This is a genomic window from Mucilaginibacter sp. (genome assembly GCF_965200995.1).
Classification (GTDB): Bacteria; Bacteroidota; Bacteroidia; order Sphingobacteriales; family Sphingobacteriaceae; genus Mucilaginibacter.
Map to the genome: position 1 here is coordinate 2,266,676 of NZ_OZ241743.1, position 16,704 is coordinate 2,283,379.

The 16,704-nt window shown below is 47.9% G+C and carries 9 protein-coding genes; 2 read left to right on the forward strand and 7 right to left on the reverse strand.

Going from position 1 to position 16,704, the window contains the following annotated elements; genetic code table 11:
• Positions 1-29: 29 nt before the first annotated feature.
• Positions 30-7,097, forward strand: a complete 7,068-nt coding sequence (gene sov, locus ACY652_RS10690; RefSeq protein ID WP_462264360.1) for a T9SS outer membrane translocon Sov/SprA — start codon at positions 30-32, stop codon at positions 7,095-7,097.
• 111 nt (positions 7,098-7,208) lie between these two features.
• On the opposite strand, the gene ACY652_RS10695 is transcribed toward sov, so the two are convergent.
• From ACY652_RS10695 to recJ, 4 genes are read right to left on the reverse strand one after another with little or no spacing between them, the layout of a single operon-like run.
• Positions 7,209-8,738, reverse strand: a complete 1,530-nt coding sequence (locus ACY652_RS10695) for a GH3 auxin-responsive promoter family protein (RefSeq protein ID WP_462264361.1) — start codon at positions 8,736-8,738, stop codon at positions 7,209-7,211.
• A 14-nt stretch (positions 8,739-8,752) separates the two neighbouring features.
• Positions 8,753-9,490: an LPS export ABC transporter ATP-binding protein gene (lptB, locus tag ACY652_RS10700; RefSeq protein WP_462264362.1), complete on the reverse strand. Its 738-nt coding sequence runs from the start codon at positions 9,488-9,490 to the stop codon at positions 8,753-8,755.
• 8 nt (positions 9,491-9,498) lie between these two features.
• Entirely contained in the window at positions 9,499-9,912 is a 414-nt protein-coding gene (locus ACY652_RS10705) for a four helix bundle protein (RefSeq protein WP_462264363.1), read from the reverse strand.
• Positions 9,913-9,925: 13 nt separating this feature from the next.
• Positions 9,926-11,638 carry a single-stranded-DNA-specific exonuclease RecJ gene (recJ, locus tag ACY652_RS10710; RefSeq protein ID WP_462264364.1) on the reverse strand — a complete coding sequence of 571 codons (1,713 nt, stop codon included), beginning with the start codon at positions 11,636-11,638 and terminating at the stop codon, positions 9,926-9,928.
• A 178-nt stretch (positions 11,639-11,816) separates the two neighbouring features.
• Between recJ and ACY652_RS10715 the strand changes: the two genes are divergently transcribed.
• Positions 11,817-12,596, forward strand: coding sequence for an MBL fold metallo-hydrolase (locus ACY652_RS10715; protein ID WP_462264365.1), 780 nt, complete (start codon positions 11,817-11,819; stop codon positions 12,594-12,596).
• Here the strand turns inward: ACY652_RS10715 and ACY652_RS10720 are convergent.
• The 3 genes from ACY652_RS10720 to gcvP form a co-directional block, all read right to left on the reverse strand.
• Positions 12,584-13,003 carry a response regulator gene (locus ACY652_RS10720; RefSeq protein ID WP_462264366.1) on the reverse strand — a complete coding sequence of 140 codons (420 nt, stop codon included), beginning with the start codon at positions 13,001-13,003 and terminating at the stop codon, positions 12,584-12,586. The genes ACY652_RS10715 and ACY652_RS10720 overlap by 13 nt on opposite strands.
• A gap of 189 nt (positions 13,004-13,192) precedes the next feature.
• Complete coding sequence (locus ACY652_RS10725; protein WP_462264367.1) at positions 13,193-13,531, reverse strand: hypothetical protein; 339 nt, start codon at positions 13,529-13,531, stop codon at positions 13,193-13,195.
• 230 nt (positions 13,532-13,761) lie between these two features.
• Positions 13,762-16,671: an aminomethyl-transferring glycine dehydrogenase gene (gene gcvP / locus ACY652_RS10730; RefSeq protein ID WP_462264368.1), complete on the reverse strand. Its 2,910-nt coding sequence runs from the start codon at positions 16,669-16,671 to the stop codon at positions 13,762-13,764.
• Positions 16,672-16,704 lie beyond the last annotated feature (33 nt).

The following is a 16,704-nucleotide window of genomic DNA, read 5'->3' on the forward strand; positions in this document are numbered from 1 at the left end:
CTATTGATTGAATTTTATCCGCGTAGCGATTGATTAGAAGCTTTACTCTAAAAGTAATAGTCTGCATCTTATATTTTTCTGCTTTTTGCGGAATACGCTATGCCTTTGCGCAAAAATCGCGCCCCGGCCGAAACCCCGATTCGGTAACCGTTACCATCCCCTACAAAGGTTCTGAATCACGAAACGCACAATTGCGTAAAGGCTTTTTAGAACCTGATCCGCCTAACCTGGTGAGAACCATTCAATATGATGCGGTAACCAACCGCTATATTCTAACCGAAAAGGTAGGCAACCTGCTGTACCGGCCGGTACGCTATCTTACTTTTGACGAATACTTACACTTAACCAACCGGCAAAACCAGCGGGCATACTACCAGCAGTTATCTGATAATTACAATTACCAGTCGCAGCAGCCTGGTTTTATACCGCAAATTAAAGTACGCAGCCGCACCTTCGAGCAGATATTTGGCAGCTCTACCATTGATATCCGTCCGCAGGGCTCGGCACAGATGATACTGGCCGGGCAGATCAACAGTAACCAAAACCCGCTGTTCAGCGCCCGGCAGCGCACGCAGTTCAACTTCAACTTCGATCAGCGTATCCAGATGAACCTGACCGGTACCATTGGAGATAAGCTGCGTATTGCCACCAATTACAACACGGATGCCCAGTTTCAGTTTGAGAACCAGATTAAACTGGACTATACCGGCCATGCCGATGAGATTATTCAGAAGATTGAGGCCGGTACGGTAAGCCTGCCGCTGCCCACTACGCTGATACAGGGCAGCCAGTCGCTGTTTGGGGTTAAAACACGTTTGAAATTTGGCAAACTGGATGTAAATACCATCTTTTCGCAGCAGCGCTCGCAGGCTAAAACCATTACCATTACCAACGGGGCGCAGCAGGGCGATTTCAGCCTAAGCCCTACCGACTATGAGGCCAACCGGCATTATTTCTTAGCTCAGTACTTCCGTAATAATTATAATAAGGCGCTGGCCAACATACCGCTTATCAGCACCAATGTGGTAATTACCAAAATTGAAGTATGGACGACCAACCGTACCAACGTAACCACCGATTCGCGCGATGTGCTGGCCTTTACCGATTTGGGTGAAAATACACCTTACAATACAGCTCTCATCAGGGGCGGTGGTTCGGGCCTGCCTGCTGGCTTTTCGGGTCCGGGCTATCCGCAGCAATCCAACTCTTTGCTTACCGGCCTGCCGGCCAATTCGAGGACAACCAGTTCTAACGATGTGGTTTCTTACTTTCAATCTACCGGCGGAACAGATAACTACTCGCGCCTTACGTATGCCCGTAAATTAACCGACCGTGAGTTTACGCTGCACCCGCAGTTAGGCTATATCTCGTTAAATAACCCGTTGAATAATGATGAAGTATTGGCCGTAGCTTTCAGGTATACTTACAATGGCGTAGAATACCAGGTAGGCGAGTTTTCTACCGACCGGCCGGTAAACCCGGCCACACCGCAGGTGCTGTATGTAAAGCTGCTGAAGAACGAAATATTGAAGACCAGTTTGCCCACCTGGGATTTAATGATGAAGAACATCTATTCATTAGGCGCGTATCAGATCAGCCCGGTTAATTTCAGGCTGACCGTATCGCGTTTAGATGATAAATCAGGCATCAATAAGCCGTTAATGGAGGAGGGGCAGAACACCAAAAGCAAACTATGGCTGCAGCTTACCGGGCTGGATAACCTCAACCAGCAGAACAACCGGCAGCCCGATGGCTATTTTGACTTTTTAGAAGGTATCACCATCGACTCCTACAACGGGCGTATTACTTTTCCGGTGGTAGAACCCTTTGGTTCTGACCTGGCCGCCAAATTCACGTCAACAGAACAGGATTTACGCAGCCGTTACGTATACCAGCCGCTATATGATTCGGTAAAAACCATCGCGCAGCAGTATTTTCCGCAACTTAACCGGTATGTGATACGCGGTACCTACTCTTCGCAGTCCGGCTCCGAGTTCCAGTTAAACGCTGTAAACATTCCGCAGGGCTCGGTAGTGGTAAGTGCCGGTACGCTGCGCCTTACCGAGGGTACGGATTATACGGTAGATTACAGCATTGGCCGCATTCATATTTTAAACACTGCCTTGCTATCCTCCGGCCAGCCCATTACGGTAAATATCGAGAACAATGAGTTGTTTGGTGTGCAGCAAAAGTCGTTATATGGTGCGCGGTTTGATTATAGGGTGAATAACAAACTCGCCTTAGGTTCAACCATTATGCACTTATCTGAACTGCCGCTTACGCAGAAAGAGCAGATTGGTGATGAATCTATTTCCAACACCATTGCGGGGTTTGATGTAAATTACAATACCAACTCTCGCCTGCTGACCCGCTTGGTGGACAAGATTCCGTTTATTGATACCAAAGCGCCTTCCACCGTAAGCTTTGCCGGCGAGTTTGCCAAACTGTTTCCCGGTAACCCAAGTGCACTGAATTTTGCTGGCTCCAAAAAGGGAACCTCTTATTTAGATGATTTTGAGAGCAGCCAGTCCATCATTGACTTAAAAAGCGCTATTAACTGGCAGTTGTCGGGCACGCCGCAGTTGTTCCCGGAATCGCAGTTGTTTAATGATTTAAGCTACGGCTATAACCGCGCCCGGCTGTCTTTTTATAACATCGACCCCATATTTTATACCAATTCCAGTTCGCTGCTGTCCAATTCACGTACCGAATTATCTAATCATTATGTGCGGCAGGTGCTGGAAAATGAAGTGTTTCCGTATAAGCAATCGGTTACCGGCCAGCCGCTGATCTTGTCTACGCTTGATCTGGCTTTTTACCCTTCTATTCGCGGGCCTTATAATTATGCAACCACAGGGGTTAATGCCGATGGCTCCCTGCAAAATCCACGCAACCGCTGGGGCGGTATTTTCCGCAAACTGGAAACCAATGATTTTGAATCGCTCAATGTACAGTACGTAGAGTTTTGGATGCTGGACCCTTTTGTCTATAAGCCCAACTCGCAGGGTGGCGATTTGTACCTGAATTTAGGCAGCCTGTCCGAAGATATATTGAAAGACGGGCGCAAAGGCCTGGAGAACGGCTTGCCGCCTGATGGTGATTTAAGCCAGGTAGATGAAACTAACTGGGGCCGGGTGCCAAAGCTGCAGCCGGTAATTAATGCCTTTGATACCAACCCCGATGCCCGCCGTTTGCAGGATATTGGTTTAGACGGGTTGAACAGCACCGCCGAGCAAACCAAGTTCGGCGCTATTGTGCAGCAGTTGAAAGCCATTTTAAACCCGGCTGCCGCTGCACTGTTTATGGCCGACCCTTCTTCTGATGATTACCAGTACTACCAGGGCCCGGCGCTTGACCAGGCCCGGGCCGGTATTTTGCAGCGTTACAGCCGTTATAATGGTACGGAGGGCAACTCCAAAACCGCCGAGCAATCAAGAGAAGAACTGGGATTGACCACTTCGGCTTCTACTTCGCTGCCCGATGGGGAAGATATCAACCGCGATAATAACATGAGCCAGGCGGATGAATACTTTCAATATAAGGTATCCATCAGGCCGCAGGATCTGGTGGTGGGTAAAAATTATATTAATGATAAGGTAACCGCACAGGTAAAGCTGCCCGATGGTACCACCCAAACCGTAAACTGGTACCAGGTGCGTATTCCTATTGACAGCTATACCTCCAAAACCGGCAACATTCAGGATTTTAAAGCCATCCGTTTCGTACGGATGTTCATGACCAACTTTGCCGATACCGCCGTGCTGCGTATGGCTACCATGCAACTGGTGCGCGGTGAATGGCGCAACTATAACCAGGAAAACAACCCGGCCAAAGTAATTGCCGACCCTGCTATCCTCAATCCGCCGATTGATAACTCAACGTTAGATATTGGTACCGTAAATATTGAGGCTAATGGTAACCGGGCTTCCATTCCCTATGTGGTGCCGCCCGGCATCACCCGCCAGCGCGATTACAACAACCTGCGAACCGATACCCGGCTGAACGAGCAATCGCTGTCATTAACTGTAAATAACCTGCGCGATGGCTACTCGCGTACGGCCTACAAAACGTTTTATAATGACCTGCGCTTTTACAAGCATTTACAACTGTTTGTACATGCCGAGGGTACGCAGCTGCGCAACAATGATATGAATGCCTTTATCCGCTTAGGGGTAGATTATCAGGATAATTATTATGAATATGAAATACCGCTGCAGGCTACCCCGCAAAACACAGCCGACCCGGAACTGATATGGCCTGCCGCCAATAATATAGACATTGCGCTGGATGTACTTACCCAGGCCAAGGTGCAGCGCAACAATGCCCGGCTTAACGGGCAGCCCTGGCCGCTTAATGTGCCGTTTACGGCAACCGCCGGGCAGTACCGGGTAACCATTAAAGGCCAGCCCGATTTGAGCCGGTTACGCGCCATAATGCTGGGGGTGCGCAACCCTTACCGCGGCACCGCAGGCAGCGCTGCTGATGACGGGCTGGATAAATCGGCCATCATCTGGTTTAATGAATTGCGGTTAACTGACTTTAACCAGCGGGGCGGCTATGCCGCTACTGCCCGGCTGAATACGCAACTGGCGGATTTTGCCAATGTAACCGTGGCCGGCAGCCAAACCACGCCGGGCTTCGGTACTTTGCAGCAAAGTATGGAAGAGCGGCGGCTTGATGATAACCGCACCCTGGACGTAGCTGCCAGTGCCGAACTGGGCCGGTTTTTTCCTTCTAAACGTGGCGTACACATTCCGTTATATGTAAACGTTTCTTCGCAGGTAAGTACACCGCTGTATGACCCTGCCTCGCCAGATATAGAACTGAAGCAAACCCTGAGCGGTACTTCTGATAAAAAGCAGCGCGATTCAATTAAGAATGCGGCCGAGAATTTTACGCAGCGTAAAAGCATCAATTTAACTAACATACATATCTCCAAAACCAATCCGGCAGCCATTAATCATTTATGGGATGTGGAGAATTTCAGCGCCACCTATGCTTATACCGAGTACCAGCATCATGATTTTATTACACTGAATGATTATCAGAAGATATACCATGTAGGTTTGGCCTATAATTACAACAGGGCGGCTGCTTATTACAGTCCGTTCAGTAAAATCATTAAAAGCAACCTGCTGGCGCTGGCACGGGATTTTAATTTTAGCCTGCTGCCCTCAAGGCTGAATTTTCAAATCAGTTTAGATCGCTTTTACTCGGAGAACACGCTGCGCGATAATGATCCGAATAACTTTATTCCGATACCTACCACGTTTAATAAGAATTTTAATATTACAAGGATATACGGCATTGGCTGGAACCTGTCGCGCTCATTGCAGTTGGATATTGATGCTACCAACCTGTCTGTAGTAGATGAGCCTGCAGGCCGTATCAATGGCTTGAAAAAGGATACGTTGTGGAGCAATTTGCTGAAACTGGGCCGTACCACCAATTATAACCACACAATTAATCTTACTTATAATGTACCGCTTAACAAGGTGCCCGGTTTAAGCTGGACCAACGTAACTGCACGGTACAGTACGCAATTTAACTGGCAGACCCAGCCGCTGTTTGCCATTACCGACCCTACGCTGAATGTGGGTAACACTATACAAAATAACCGCACTATTCAGCTAAACCCGGTACTGAACTTTGCGGGGCTATATAGTAAAATCGGGCTTGGGCCGAAGCCGCTTACTAATGCGTCCAACAACAACGGGGGACAGGAATCTGCCCAGGGCGGTGCTGCGTTACGCTTTTTTACCGGCCTGCTTACCAGCATTAAGCGTGTAAGCGGTACTTACACCCGCAGCGAGGGTACTTTTTTACCGGGTTATTTGCCGCAAAGCAACCTGGCTGGGCAGGATTTAAATTACAATGCGCCCGGCATTGCCTTTTTGCTGGGCAGCCAGGCCGACATCAGGTACAAAGCCGCTGCCAATGGCTGGCTGAGCAGGGATACGCTGCAAAACCTGTTATACAGCACCACCCTTAACGAAGATATGCACCTGCAGGGCGTGATAGAGCCGTTTCGTGATCTGCATATTGAGCTGTTGGCTTTCCGGTTAACTAACCGGAATTTTACCACCAACTTTAAGTACGATGCCTTTACCGGCTCCTTTCAAAGTTTAAGCCCTGTTACTTCGGGCAGCTACAGTGTGTCTTACCTCACCATTGGTACGGCTTTTTCTAAAGCCAGCGGCATTAATAACCAGTCGGGCACATTTCAGCAGCTGCTGAGTAACCGGGCAGTTATTTCGCAGCGTTTAGGCCGCAGTAATCCCAACTCATCAGGAACCATAGGTGGTTATGCAGACGGCTATGGCGCAAACCAGCAGGATGTACTGGCAGGGGCGTTTCTGGCTGCATACGGAGGGAAGAATGCGGCTTCGTCCAACTTAAGCAGTTTTCCGAAGATTCCGATTCCTAACTGGGATATCCGGTACGAAGGATTGAGCCGTTTACCTTTCTTTAATAACTTCTTTGAAAACGTAGAACTTCAGCATGGTTACCGGTCTACCTATACCGTAAACAGTTACAGCAGCCTGATCCGTTACCAGGAAGCCAACGGCGGCGTAACAACACGCGATGTAAATAATGATTTCCTTCCTTTCTTTCAGTTTACACAGGTTACAATTTTCGAGCAGTTTGTGCCGCTACTGGGTGCCAATGTACGTTTCAGAAACAGTATGACATTGAATGCAGAGTACCGGAAGAGCAGGATATTGAGCCTTAGTTTACTGAACAGCCAGCTGGCGCAGCAAAATACAAGCGATGCAGTGGTAGGGTTTGGTTATCGTGCACATAATCTGCGCATTCCCTTTCTGCCCCAGCGCGGTAATAATAATGATGTTACCTTTAAAATAGATTTTGCCATACACGACAACAAGACTGTAATTTACCGTGCAGATGTGGAAACTGCTGAAATCTCGTCAGGCGCTAAAAATATTACCATACGGCCTTCTATAGATTATATTGTGAACCAGCGTTTCAACGTTAATCTGTTTTACGATTCTAATATTACCCGGCCTTATACTTCGCAAAGCTTTAATACGGCTTATACCAACTTTGGGGTTAACCTGAAACTTTTGTTTCAGTAGTGAGGTTAGGTGTGAAATAGGAAAGAATGCAAACCTTGTCATTTCACCTGCGGTCGAAATGACAGCTTATTAAGTTAGGAATAACGTTTGCTTTAACAGCAAGCAATCCGCTTAAACTGCCCGGTTGGCAGGTTCGAGTATGGCTAATAAACCGTCTACGTACTCCCGGTTGTTGGCCAAACGGGGCACTTTATGCTGGCCGCCTAATTTGCCGCGCTCCTTCATCCACCTGAAGAAGGTGCCTTCGGGCGCACGGTGCACCACAGGCCGCCGCAGGGCCATATCCTTAAAACGCTTGGCATCATAATCGGAGTTGATCTTACGCAGGGTTTCATCCATCAGGTCAACAAAGCGTTCAAATTCTGCCGGCTTTTTTTCAAATTCGATGATCCACTCGTGGCCGCCTGCATTGTTGCCTTCAAAATAAATGGGGCCGGCGGTATAATCGCGCACAATGGCGCCGGTTTGGCGGCAGGCTTCCTGCAGTGCACGTTCGGCATTATCAATAATCACCTCTTCGCCAAAGGCATTAATAAAGTGCTTGGTGCGGCCGGTAATCTGTATGCGGTAGGGCACCAGCGAGGTAAAGCGAATAGTATCACCTATCATGTACCGCCACAGGCCGGCGTTGGTACTGATGATGAGCGCGTAATTTCTGCCTAATTCTACCTGATCAAGCGTCAGGGTTTCGGGCTGCTCATCTTCCAGGTTCTCCAAAGGCAAAAACTCATAAAAAATGCCGTAATCCAGCATCAGCAGCATCTCGCCGGGGGCTTCCCTGTCCTGTATACCAAAAAAGCCTTCTGAGGCATTATAAGTTTCGAGGTAATACATATCCCCGTTCGGAATCAGCAGTTTAAACTGCTCGCGGTAAGGCGTAAAATTTACAGCGCCATGAAAGTACAGTTCCAGGTTTGGCCATACTTCAAGCAGGTTACGCTTGCCGGTAACCTCCAGTATCTTTTTAAACAGTACGATGTTCCAGGTAGGTACACCGCTGATGCCGGTAACGTTAACATCCTTGGTGGCATGGGCCATCTTTTCAATCTTTTCCTCAAAGTTTTCCAGCAGGGCAATATCCAAGTCCGGCGTACGGTAAAATTCGGCCCATAAAGGCAGATTCTTCATAATCACCGCCGAGAGGTCGCCAAAAAAGGTATCCGCATTGAGCTGGCTTACCTGGTGGCTGCCGCCCAGGGTTAAGCTTTTGCCGGTAAACAGACGGGCATTGGGCCGGTTGTTACAGTATAGGGTAAGCATGTCCTTACCGCCCTTCATGTGGCATTCTTCCAGTGCCTCGGCGCTTACCGGGATGAATTTACTGCGGTCGCTGGTGGTACCTGATGATTTGGCAAACCATTTGATTTCTGTTGGCCATAATACATTCTGCTCGCCGGCCAGCATACGCTCGATATAGGGCTTCAGCGTATCGTAGTTTTGGATGGGTACCCGCTGCTTAAAGTCGTGCAGGCTTTCCACACTTTTGTAATGGTGCTGCTTGCCCCACTCCGTGTGCTGGGCCGAAGCAATCAGGTGTTCAAACCATTCTTCCTGTACTTCATCAGGATACTTCATAAAAAGCTCAATCTGGTGAATGCGCTTTTTTATAAACCAGTTAAATACAGCGTTGATGATTGGCATGGACAGGGCTTAAATTACAAAAAAGTTTTACGCTTAAGCACAAAATTTGCACCCAGGTAAACTTTTCGCACCAGTTCGTTCTCCGCCAGTACTTCGGGCACGCCCGATTCCAGTATCTTGCCTTCAAACAGCAGGTAAGCCCTGTCGGTAATGGATAGCGTTTCCTGCACATTGTGGTCGGTGATGAGGATACCAATATTGCGGTGCCGCAGTTTGGCTACCATGCTTTGTATTTCCTCCACCGCAATAGGGTCAACGCCGGCAAAGGGTTCATCCAACAAGATGAAATTGGGCTCGGCGGCCAGGGCCCGCGCAATTTCAGTACGGCGGCGCTCACCGCCGGAGAGCAGGTCGCCGCGGTTCCTGCGTACCCGGTGCAAACTGAACTCGTCAATCAGCTCTTCCAGCTTTTCGGTCTGGCGTTGTTTGGTCAGGGTTCCCATCTCCAGCACCGCCTTGATGTTATCCTCAACGGTAAGTTTGCGAAACACAGAGGCTTCCTGTGCCAGGTAGCCGATACCTTTTTGAGCGCGGCGATACATTGGGTCGCTGGTGATGATTTCCTCTTCCAAGTAGATATTGCCTTCATTGGGCTTAATCAGCCCCACAATCATATAAAACGAAGTGGTTTTACCGGCACCGTTAGGGCCTAACAAGCCCACAATTTCACCCTGCGATACATCAAATGATACATCGTTTACTACCGTACGCTGCTTGTATTTTTTTACTAAATTTTCGGCTCGTAATTTCATTGGTTAATTTAGGCATTAGGTATTAGTTCATTGGTCATTGGGGGAAGGTCAATGTCTTTATTTGCTTTACCAATAAATTTAATGTAAGCGTTTAATTTATGATGAATAGTTTTAAGGTCAACAATCAATATTTCGTAATCTTCTTCATTGATCAGTTTTCTTGCTTTACTCTTTGTTAACCAGTCTTTGGTTTCTAATATTGAACCGCGGCTGTAATAGCAAAAGTTTCTATTTTCCTTATAATGGAAACGGCCATACCCTTCTGCAATATTAGCGCTGATGGAATCTGCGGACCTTATTAATTGTTTACCAACTGTATCTTGTGCTAATTTGTTCCATTGCACTACTACATGCCATATCTTATTGCTGAGATCCACAGCTAATTGATAAACGTTTAAGGTTTCTATGCTATTATTACTCATTTAAACCTAATGACTAATGAACCAATGAACCCATTCTTATCCCTCTAATGTTCAGTTGTATAGAACGTTTTTCGCGCCAGATATTTTCTTCAATGGTATAACAAATATCGAAAGGTTTGCTTTTGTTTATCTCGTGCAGCCAGCCGGCCTGGTTAAAGGCAATGCACTCGAACATCGGGGAGCCATCCTGCGATACGGCCATTTTCAAATGATTGGTGCCTGCTAAACCGGCCCTGCCGCAAACCTGCACCCCCCGGCTTAAAAATACGGGCGACATGTTCTCCGGCCCGAAAGGGGCAAAGCGGTTCAGCAGCCTGAAAAAGCGGGCATCTACCTCATGCAGTTCCAGTTCGGTATCAATCTGTATCTCGGGTATCAGTTGTTCGGCAGTGATGCTATTGCTTACTACTTCTTCAAACCGCCGGGAAAAAGCTTCTACCTGCTCGGGTTTCATGGTTAAACCGGCAGCATACTTATGGCCGCCGTATTGCAATAACAGATCGCTGCAATCGCTCAGCGCTTCGTATAAATCAAAACCTACTACAGAGCGGGCCGAACCGGCCACATGGCCATTGGAACGGGTAAGCACTACCGTGGGCCGGTAATATTTTTCAGTAAGCCGCGAAGCCACAATACCAATCACTCCCTTATGCCAGCCTTCGCTGAATACCACGGTTGATTTTCGGTTCAGCATCGCATCACTGCTTTCAATCATGCTCAGGGCTTCGTCCGTAATGTTCATGTCGTGGCCTTTACGCTCCACATTTTTGATGTTGATCTGAACACCTTTATCACGCGCCTCGGGCAGGGTATGAGCCAACAGTAATTCCACTGCTTGTTTGGCATCGCCTATGCGGCCGGCGGCATTAATACGGGGGCCTATCATAAATACAATATCACCAATGCTGTAGTTGCCGGCTTTGCCGGCTACCTCCATCAGCGCCTGCACGCCATTACAGGCACTGCTGTTTAACTGCTGTAACCCAAAATGTGCCAGTGTGCGGTTCTCGCCGGTGATATGCACAATATCACAGGCTATGCTGATGGCGACCAGCTCCAGGTAACAGTTATAATTTTCAAGCGGGATGCCGTTCTTTTCGGCGTAGGCTTGTATTAGTTTAAACCCCAGCCCGCAGCCCGAAAGCTCTTTATAAGGATACGGGCAATCAGGGCGCTTAGGGTCAAGCACGGCAATGGCGGCAGGCAGGTCGCTTCCGGGCAGGTGGTGGTCGGCTATAATAAAATCAATACCCCTGCTGCTGGCATAAACCACCTTATCAATGGATTTAATGCCGCAATCCAAAGCGATAATCAGCGAAAAGCCGTTGGCAGCAGCAAAGTCGATCCCTTGCGTTGAGATACCGTAACCTTCCAGATGCCTGTCTGGAATGTAGTAGGCCAGGTGCTTGTACTGCTGCTGAAAAAAGCTGTATACCAGCGTAACCGCCGTAGTGCCGTCAACATCATAATCGCCGTAAATCAGTATCTTTTCGCCGGCAGCTATAGCCTGCTCAATGCGTAAAACGGCCTGCTCCATATCAGCCATTAAAAAAGGATCATGCAGGTGCCTGATGTCTGGCTTAAAGTAATAACGTGCTGCCTCAAAATCAGTGATGCCACGCTGCAGCAGCAAGGCGCCCAATACCGGGTTAATGCCCAGTTCGGCAGCCAGCTGTATAATCTGTTTATGTTCAGGCTGCTGCTTTATGGTCCATCGTTTATCCATTTGATTTGATATGGGCAAGTTATAGTTTAACCGGTAAAAGCGCAACATCCGGCTGCCCTGGTTTTAAGCTGGGTAAGTGCCGGTTTTGGTTATCTTTGCAATTCAAACCGCAGGGCTGTTACCGGGTTATCAGGGCAGCAAATGTACAATACGCAGCGTTGCGCTGCATGATTTTATTATGGAAATTTTTACACTAAGCGAAGGCTCTTATTCTGTTGACAGCTCAAAGAAGTTTATACCGTTCAACCCCCAAACCGATAAGTTTACTGACAGGCCGGGGTCGTTATTCATACATGTTAACCCCTTTTTAATTAAAACGGCTACCGAGCTTATTGTGCTGGATACCGGCCTGGGTTATAAAGATACCCGTGATGAACTGCTGCTGCATCAGCATATACGCCATGCGGGCTTTGAGCCGGAGGAGGTAACACTGGTGCTGATGTCGCACCTGCATTATGATCATTCGGGCGGATTGGTAACCGAGGTGAACGGAAAGCTGGTGCCCAGCTTTCCGCAGGCAAGGCACGTAGTGCAGCAGGGCGAATGGGACAAGGCCATTGCAGGTACTTCTTCCTCGTACCATAAACCGATTTTTGAAACGCTGCTTAACCATAAGGTAAACATCACCTTTGTACAGGGCAGTGGTTCGGTGCAGCCGGGCATTAACTATGAACTTTCGGGCGGGCATACGGAGTTTCACCAGGTATTCCTGATCAGTTTAGAAGGCAGGCAGGTGTTTTTCGGGGGTGATGAGCTGCCGGAACCGGAGCAGCTGATACGTAAGTTTGCCGCCAAGTATGATTTTGACGGCCGCAAGGCCATGCACCTGCGCGAACAGTATGGAACACGCGCCGCTGCGGAAGACTGGATATGCTTATTTTACCATGCCAAACGGGTACATACAGGTACCATACAGCAGGAGCAGGACACGTTTAAGGTAATACCCTACTCAGGCTGATTATTCAACTCAAACAATTCTTTTATTTTATCCACATTCAGCGGTTTGGAAACAAAATCTTTTACTAATGGGTAAGATTTTGCCTTGTTGATATCATTGCTGAATACGGATGATGAGATAATGTAGATCTTGCTTTTGTGCGCAGGATCAATGTTCAGCTTAACGTAGGTGTCCAAAAACTCCCAGCCGTTCATAATAGGCATGTTAATGTCCAGAAGAATATAGTCCGGCATTTGCTCGGGTTCAGTTTCCTGTAGTTGCAGGAGCTGATCTATGGCAAACTTTCCGTTTAAACAAGCCATAATCTCAGCATTGAGCAACACTTTTTTTATCAGTTTGATAGAGATGAAATTGTTGATCTCATCATCATCTACCAAAAGGATACTTACAGGCCTGTTTATTATCATAACGCTTTTATACGGGAATCAGAACTAAATGTTTTTACTCCAATATGTTTTAAAACATATCGGGTGTAAGGTAAATAAAATTATTGGGCGTAATGATAATCTGTATTTATGTTTACAGAAAGTTACGTTACCTGTACTGGTTTTACACTAAAATGGAAATATGAATCTGATAAAGGCATCAGTTGCTATTTACAAATCTTTGTTCCATAATTCGGGATGTTCACGGTAATGGGTAACCTGTTCAATAATTTGCTCTACTTCCTCTGTTTCCAACTCATGCCGTCCGTTAGAAGTGTAGGTAAACATTTGTCCGGGATTGTCGAATGTTATAAAGCCATAATAATTACCGTTGTCCATACTGAGCTGCTGGTTCATCAGCCTTAGAGTATCGGATACTTCTGCGTTTGCATCTATATCCCTGAAGAGATAATATTTAAAGGTGAGTACCGGATGGCCATTCATCGCCATAGTTACATCTGGTACAATTTTTAAAGGTAAATGGTCAATTTTTAAGTAGATTGAGTTCATGGTCTGTACATTTTAACTGTAAATCCATAACTCAACAATCAGACGTTTGTGTCAGTTTTTATGAATTGAAATTTTGCTGTTATATCATACAGGGCAACTTTGAACCTGTCAAAACAGGCGGCTGAAGCCAGGAGCTGATATTCAATAAGCAAATATACCTGCTGCGCAGCAGCTTTTCCGTAAAACACCAATGGCCTCTTAACTTAGCGGCCATTGGTGTTTTATTTGTTTCAGGTGCCGTATTCGGGCGTAGTTACTTCACTTTCCTCAAACTCATAATCAGTAAGGGGCGGGCAGCTGCAAATCAGTGTACGGTCGCCGTAAGTGTCATTTACCCGGCCTACCGACGGCCAGAACTTATAGGCCGCTACGTAAGGGAGTGGAAAAGCGGCCTTTTGGCGGGTATAGTTGTGCTCCCATTCGTTGCCGGTAATTACGGCAGCCGTATGCGGCGCGTTTTTTAACGGGTTATCCGCTTTATCCAGCAGGCCATTCTGCACATCCTCAATTTCATGGCGGATGGCGATCATGGCATCGCAGAAGCGATCCAGCTCGTGCTTCGGTTCCGATTCGGTTGGCTCTACCATTACAGTGCCGGCTACCGGGAAAGATACCGTAGGTGCGTGGAAGCCATAATCCATTAAGCGCTTGGCAATATCAGTAACCTCGATACCAAAGTTTTTAAAGGCACGGCAATCCAATATCATTTCGTGTGCGCAGCGGCCGTTGGCACCGGTGTATAATACCGGGTAATGCTCCGCCAAACGGGTCTTAATATAGTTGGCATTTAAAATGGCGTATCTGGTGGCGTTGGTTAAGCCGTCGGCACCCATCATGGCAATATAAGCATGAGAGATAATCAGGATGGAAGCGGAACCCCAGGGCGCTGCCGATACCGCAGGGATGGATTTACCCTGATCAATATCAACCACGGCATGGCCGGGCAGGTAAGGCACCAAATGTTTGGCCACGCCGATAGGGCCCATGCCAGGGCCGCCGCCGCCATGCGGAATACAAAAGGTTTTATGCAGATTGAGGTGACAAACATCAGCGCCGATATTGGCCGGACTGGTAAGGCCTACCTGCGCATTCATGTTGGCGCCATCCATATACACCTGTCCGCCATGCTGGTGAATCACTTCGCAAATCTCAATGATAGATTCTTCAAATACGCCGTGGGTAGATGGATAGGTTACCATCAGGCAGCTTAAATCGTTGCTGTACTGCCCGGCTTTGGCTTTCAGGTCGGCTACATCAATGTTGCCGTTATCATCGCATTTTACCACAACTATTTTCATACCTGCCATGGCTGCCGAAGCCGGATTGGTACCATGCGCCGAAGCCGGAATTAAGGCTACATTACGATGCATATCGCCACGATCCTGATGATAGGCGCGGATCACCATCAGGCCGGCGTATTCGCCTTGCGCACCGGCGTTAGGCTGCAGGCTCATGGCCGCAAAGCCGGTAATTTCGCTCAGCCAGGTGTTTAGCTCATCAAATACCTGCATGTAGCCGCCGGTTTGGTCGGCCGGGGCAAACGGGTGCATTTTGCTGAACTCGGGCCAGGTTACCGGTATCATTTCGGTAGTGGCGTTCAGCTTCATGGTGCAGGAACCCAGCGCAATCATGCTGTGGCAAAGCGATAGATCTTTGGCTTCCAATGATTTAATGTACCGCAGCATCTCATGCTCCGAGTGGTGCGAATTAAATATCGGATGCGTAAGGTAAGCCGACTCACGCTGCAAACCGGCAGGAATTACGGTTTGCAGGTTGGCTTTCAATTCATCAAAGCCTGCATCATTCAAGGTTTTGCCTTTTACTTTGGCAAAGAAGCGAATGAGGGTCTGGATGTCTTTTGGTTCCGTAGTTTCATCAATGGAGATGGTAACTTCTGAGCCATTATAATGCAGGTTTGCTTCATTGTTCAGTGCTTCGGCGTGCAGCGGGCCAACCAGTTCACCTAAATCGAACTTTAGCGTATCAAAGTAAGCCTTATTCAGTTGCTGATAACCCAACTGCTCCAGGCTTTGTGCCAGCAATACGGTGAGGCCATGTATACGTTCGGCAATCAGTTGTAAGCCTTTAGGGCCATGATATACGCCATACATGCCGGCCATAATAGCCAGCAATGCCTGTGCGGTACAGATGTTAGAGGTCGCTTTATCGCGGCGGATGTGCTGCTCGCGGGTTTGCAAGGCCATACGCAGGGCATAGTTACCTGCACTGTCTACCGTTACGCCAATAATACGGCCCGGCATCGAGCGTTTATATTCTTCTTTAGTGGCAAAGAATGCAGCATGAGGGCCGCCAAAGCCCATGGGTACACCAAAACGCTGACTGGTGCCTACCACAATATCGGCACCCCACTCGCCCGGCGGGGCAAGCAGTACCAGGCTCATCAGGTCGGCTGCTACGGTAAGCTTAATGTTTTTGGCATGTGCCTGTGCTGCGAAATCTTTATAATCGTATACCTCGCCGCTGCCTGCCGGATATTGTACAATCGCACCAAACATGTTATCAGTCAGTTCAACCGAAGTATGATTGCCAATCAGCAACTCAATGCCATAAGGCTGGGCACGGGTTTTTAAAATATCAATGGTTTGCGGAAATACCTCTTCCGACACAAAAAATACGTTGGCTTTTTGATTCTTGCGGAGGCTGTATTGCATAAACATGGCCTCAGCGGCGGCGGTACCTTCATCCAGCAGGGAGGCGTTGGCAATCTCCATCCCGGTTAAATCCAGTACCATCGTCTGAAAGTTGAGCAGCGCCTGCAAACGGCCCTGGGCAATCTCGGCCTGGTATGGGGTATACTGGGTATACCAGCCCGGGTTCTCTAAAATATTACGCTGAATTACCCCCGGTACAATCACATCATAATACCCCTGGCCGATGTAGGATTTGAATACCTTATTTTTTGAAGCGGTTTGCTTTAATATATTCAGGTAATCAAACTCACTTTTGGCAGGCGGTAAATTTAATGGTTGCTTTAAACGAATTTTAGCCGGTACCGTCTGGTCAATCAGCTCATCAATCGTGCCTGCGCCCACCTTCGCCAGCATTTTGGCGGTATCAGCGGTGTTGGGTGCAATGTGCCTGGTTTGAAATTGTTCCTGGTAATCAACATTCAGTTTCATAGAACGAAAAGCCCTCAGTTTTTTGCTGCAAAG

What these genes read in the sequence shown, in the direction of transcription:
- ACY652_RS10720 (WP_462264366.1), bottom strand. Translation starts at nt 13,003, where the DNA reads ATGATAATAAACAGGCCTGTAAGTATCCTTTTGGTAGATGATGATGAG.
- gcvP (WP_462264368.1), bottom strand. Translation starts at nt 16,671, where the DNA reads ATGAAACTGAATGTTGATTACCAGGAACAATTTCAAACCAGGCACATT.
- recJ (WP_462264364.1), bottom strand. Translation starts at nt 11,638, where the DNA reads ATGGATAAACGATGGACCATAAAGCAGCAGCCTGAACATAAACAGATT.
- ACY652_RS10715 (WP_462264365.1), top strand. Translation starts at nt 11,817, where the DNA reads ATGGAAATTTTTACACTAAGCGAAGGCTCTTATTCTGTTGACAGCTCA.
- ACY652_RS10725 (WP_462264367.1), bottom strand. Translation starts at nt 13,531, where the DNA reads ATGAACTCAATCTACTTAAAAATTGACCATTTACCTTTAAAAATTGTA.
- ACY652_RS10695 (WP_462264361.1), bottom strand. Translation starts at nt 8,738, where the DNA reads ATGCCAATCATCAACGCTGTATTTAACTGGTTTATAAAAAAGCGCATT.
- ACY652_RS10705 (WP_462264363.1), bottom strand. Translation starts at nt 9,912, where the DNA reads ATGAGTAATAATAGCATAGAAACCTTAAACGTTTATCAATTAGCTGTG.
- lptB (WP_462264362.1), bottom strand. Translation starts at nt 9,490, where the DNA reads ATGAAATTACGAGCCGAAAATTTAGTAAAAAAATACAAGCAGCGTACG.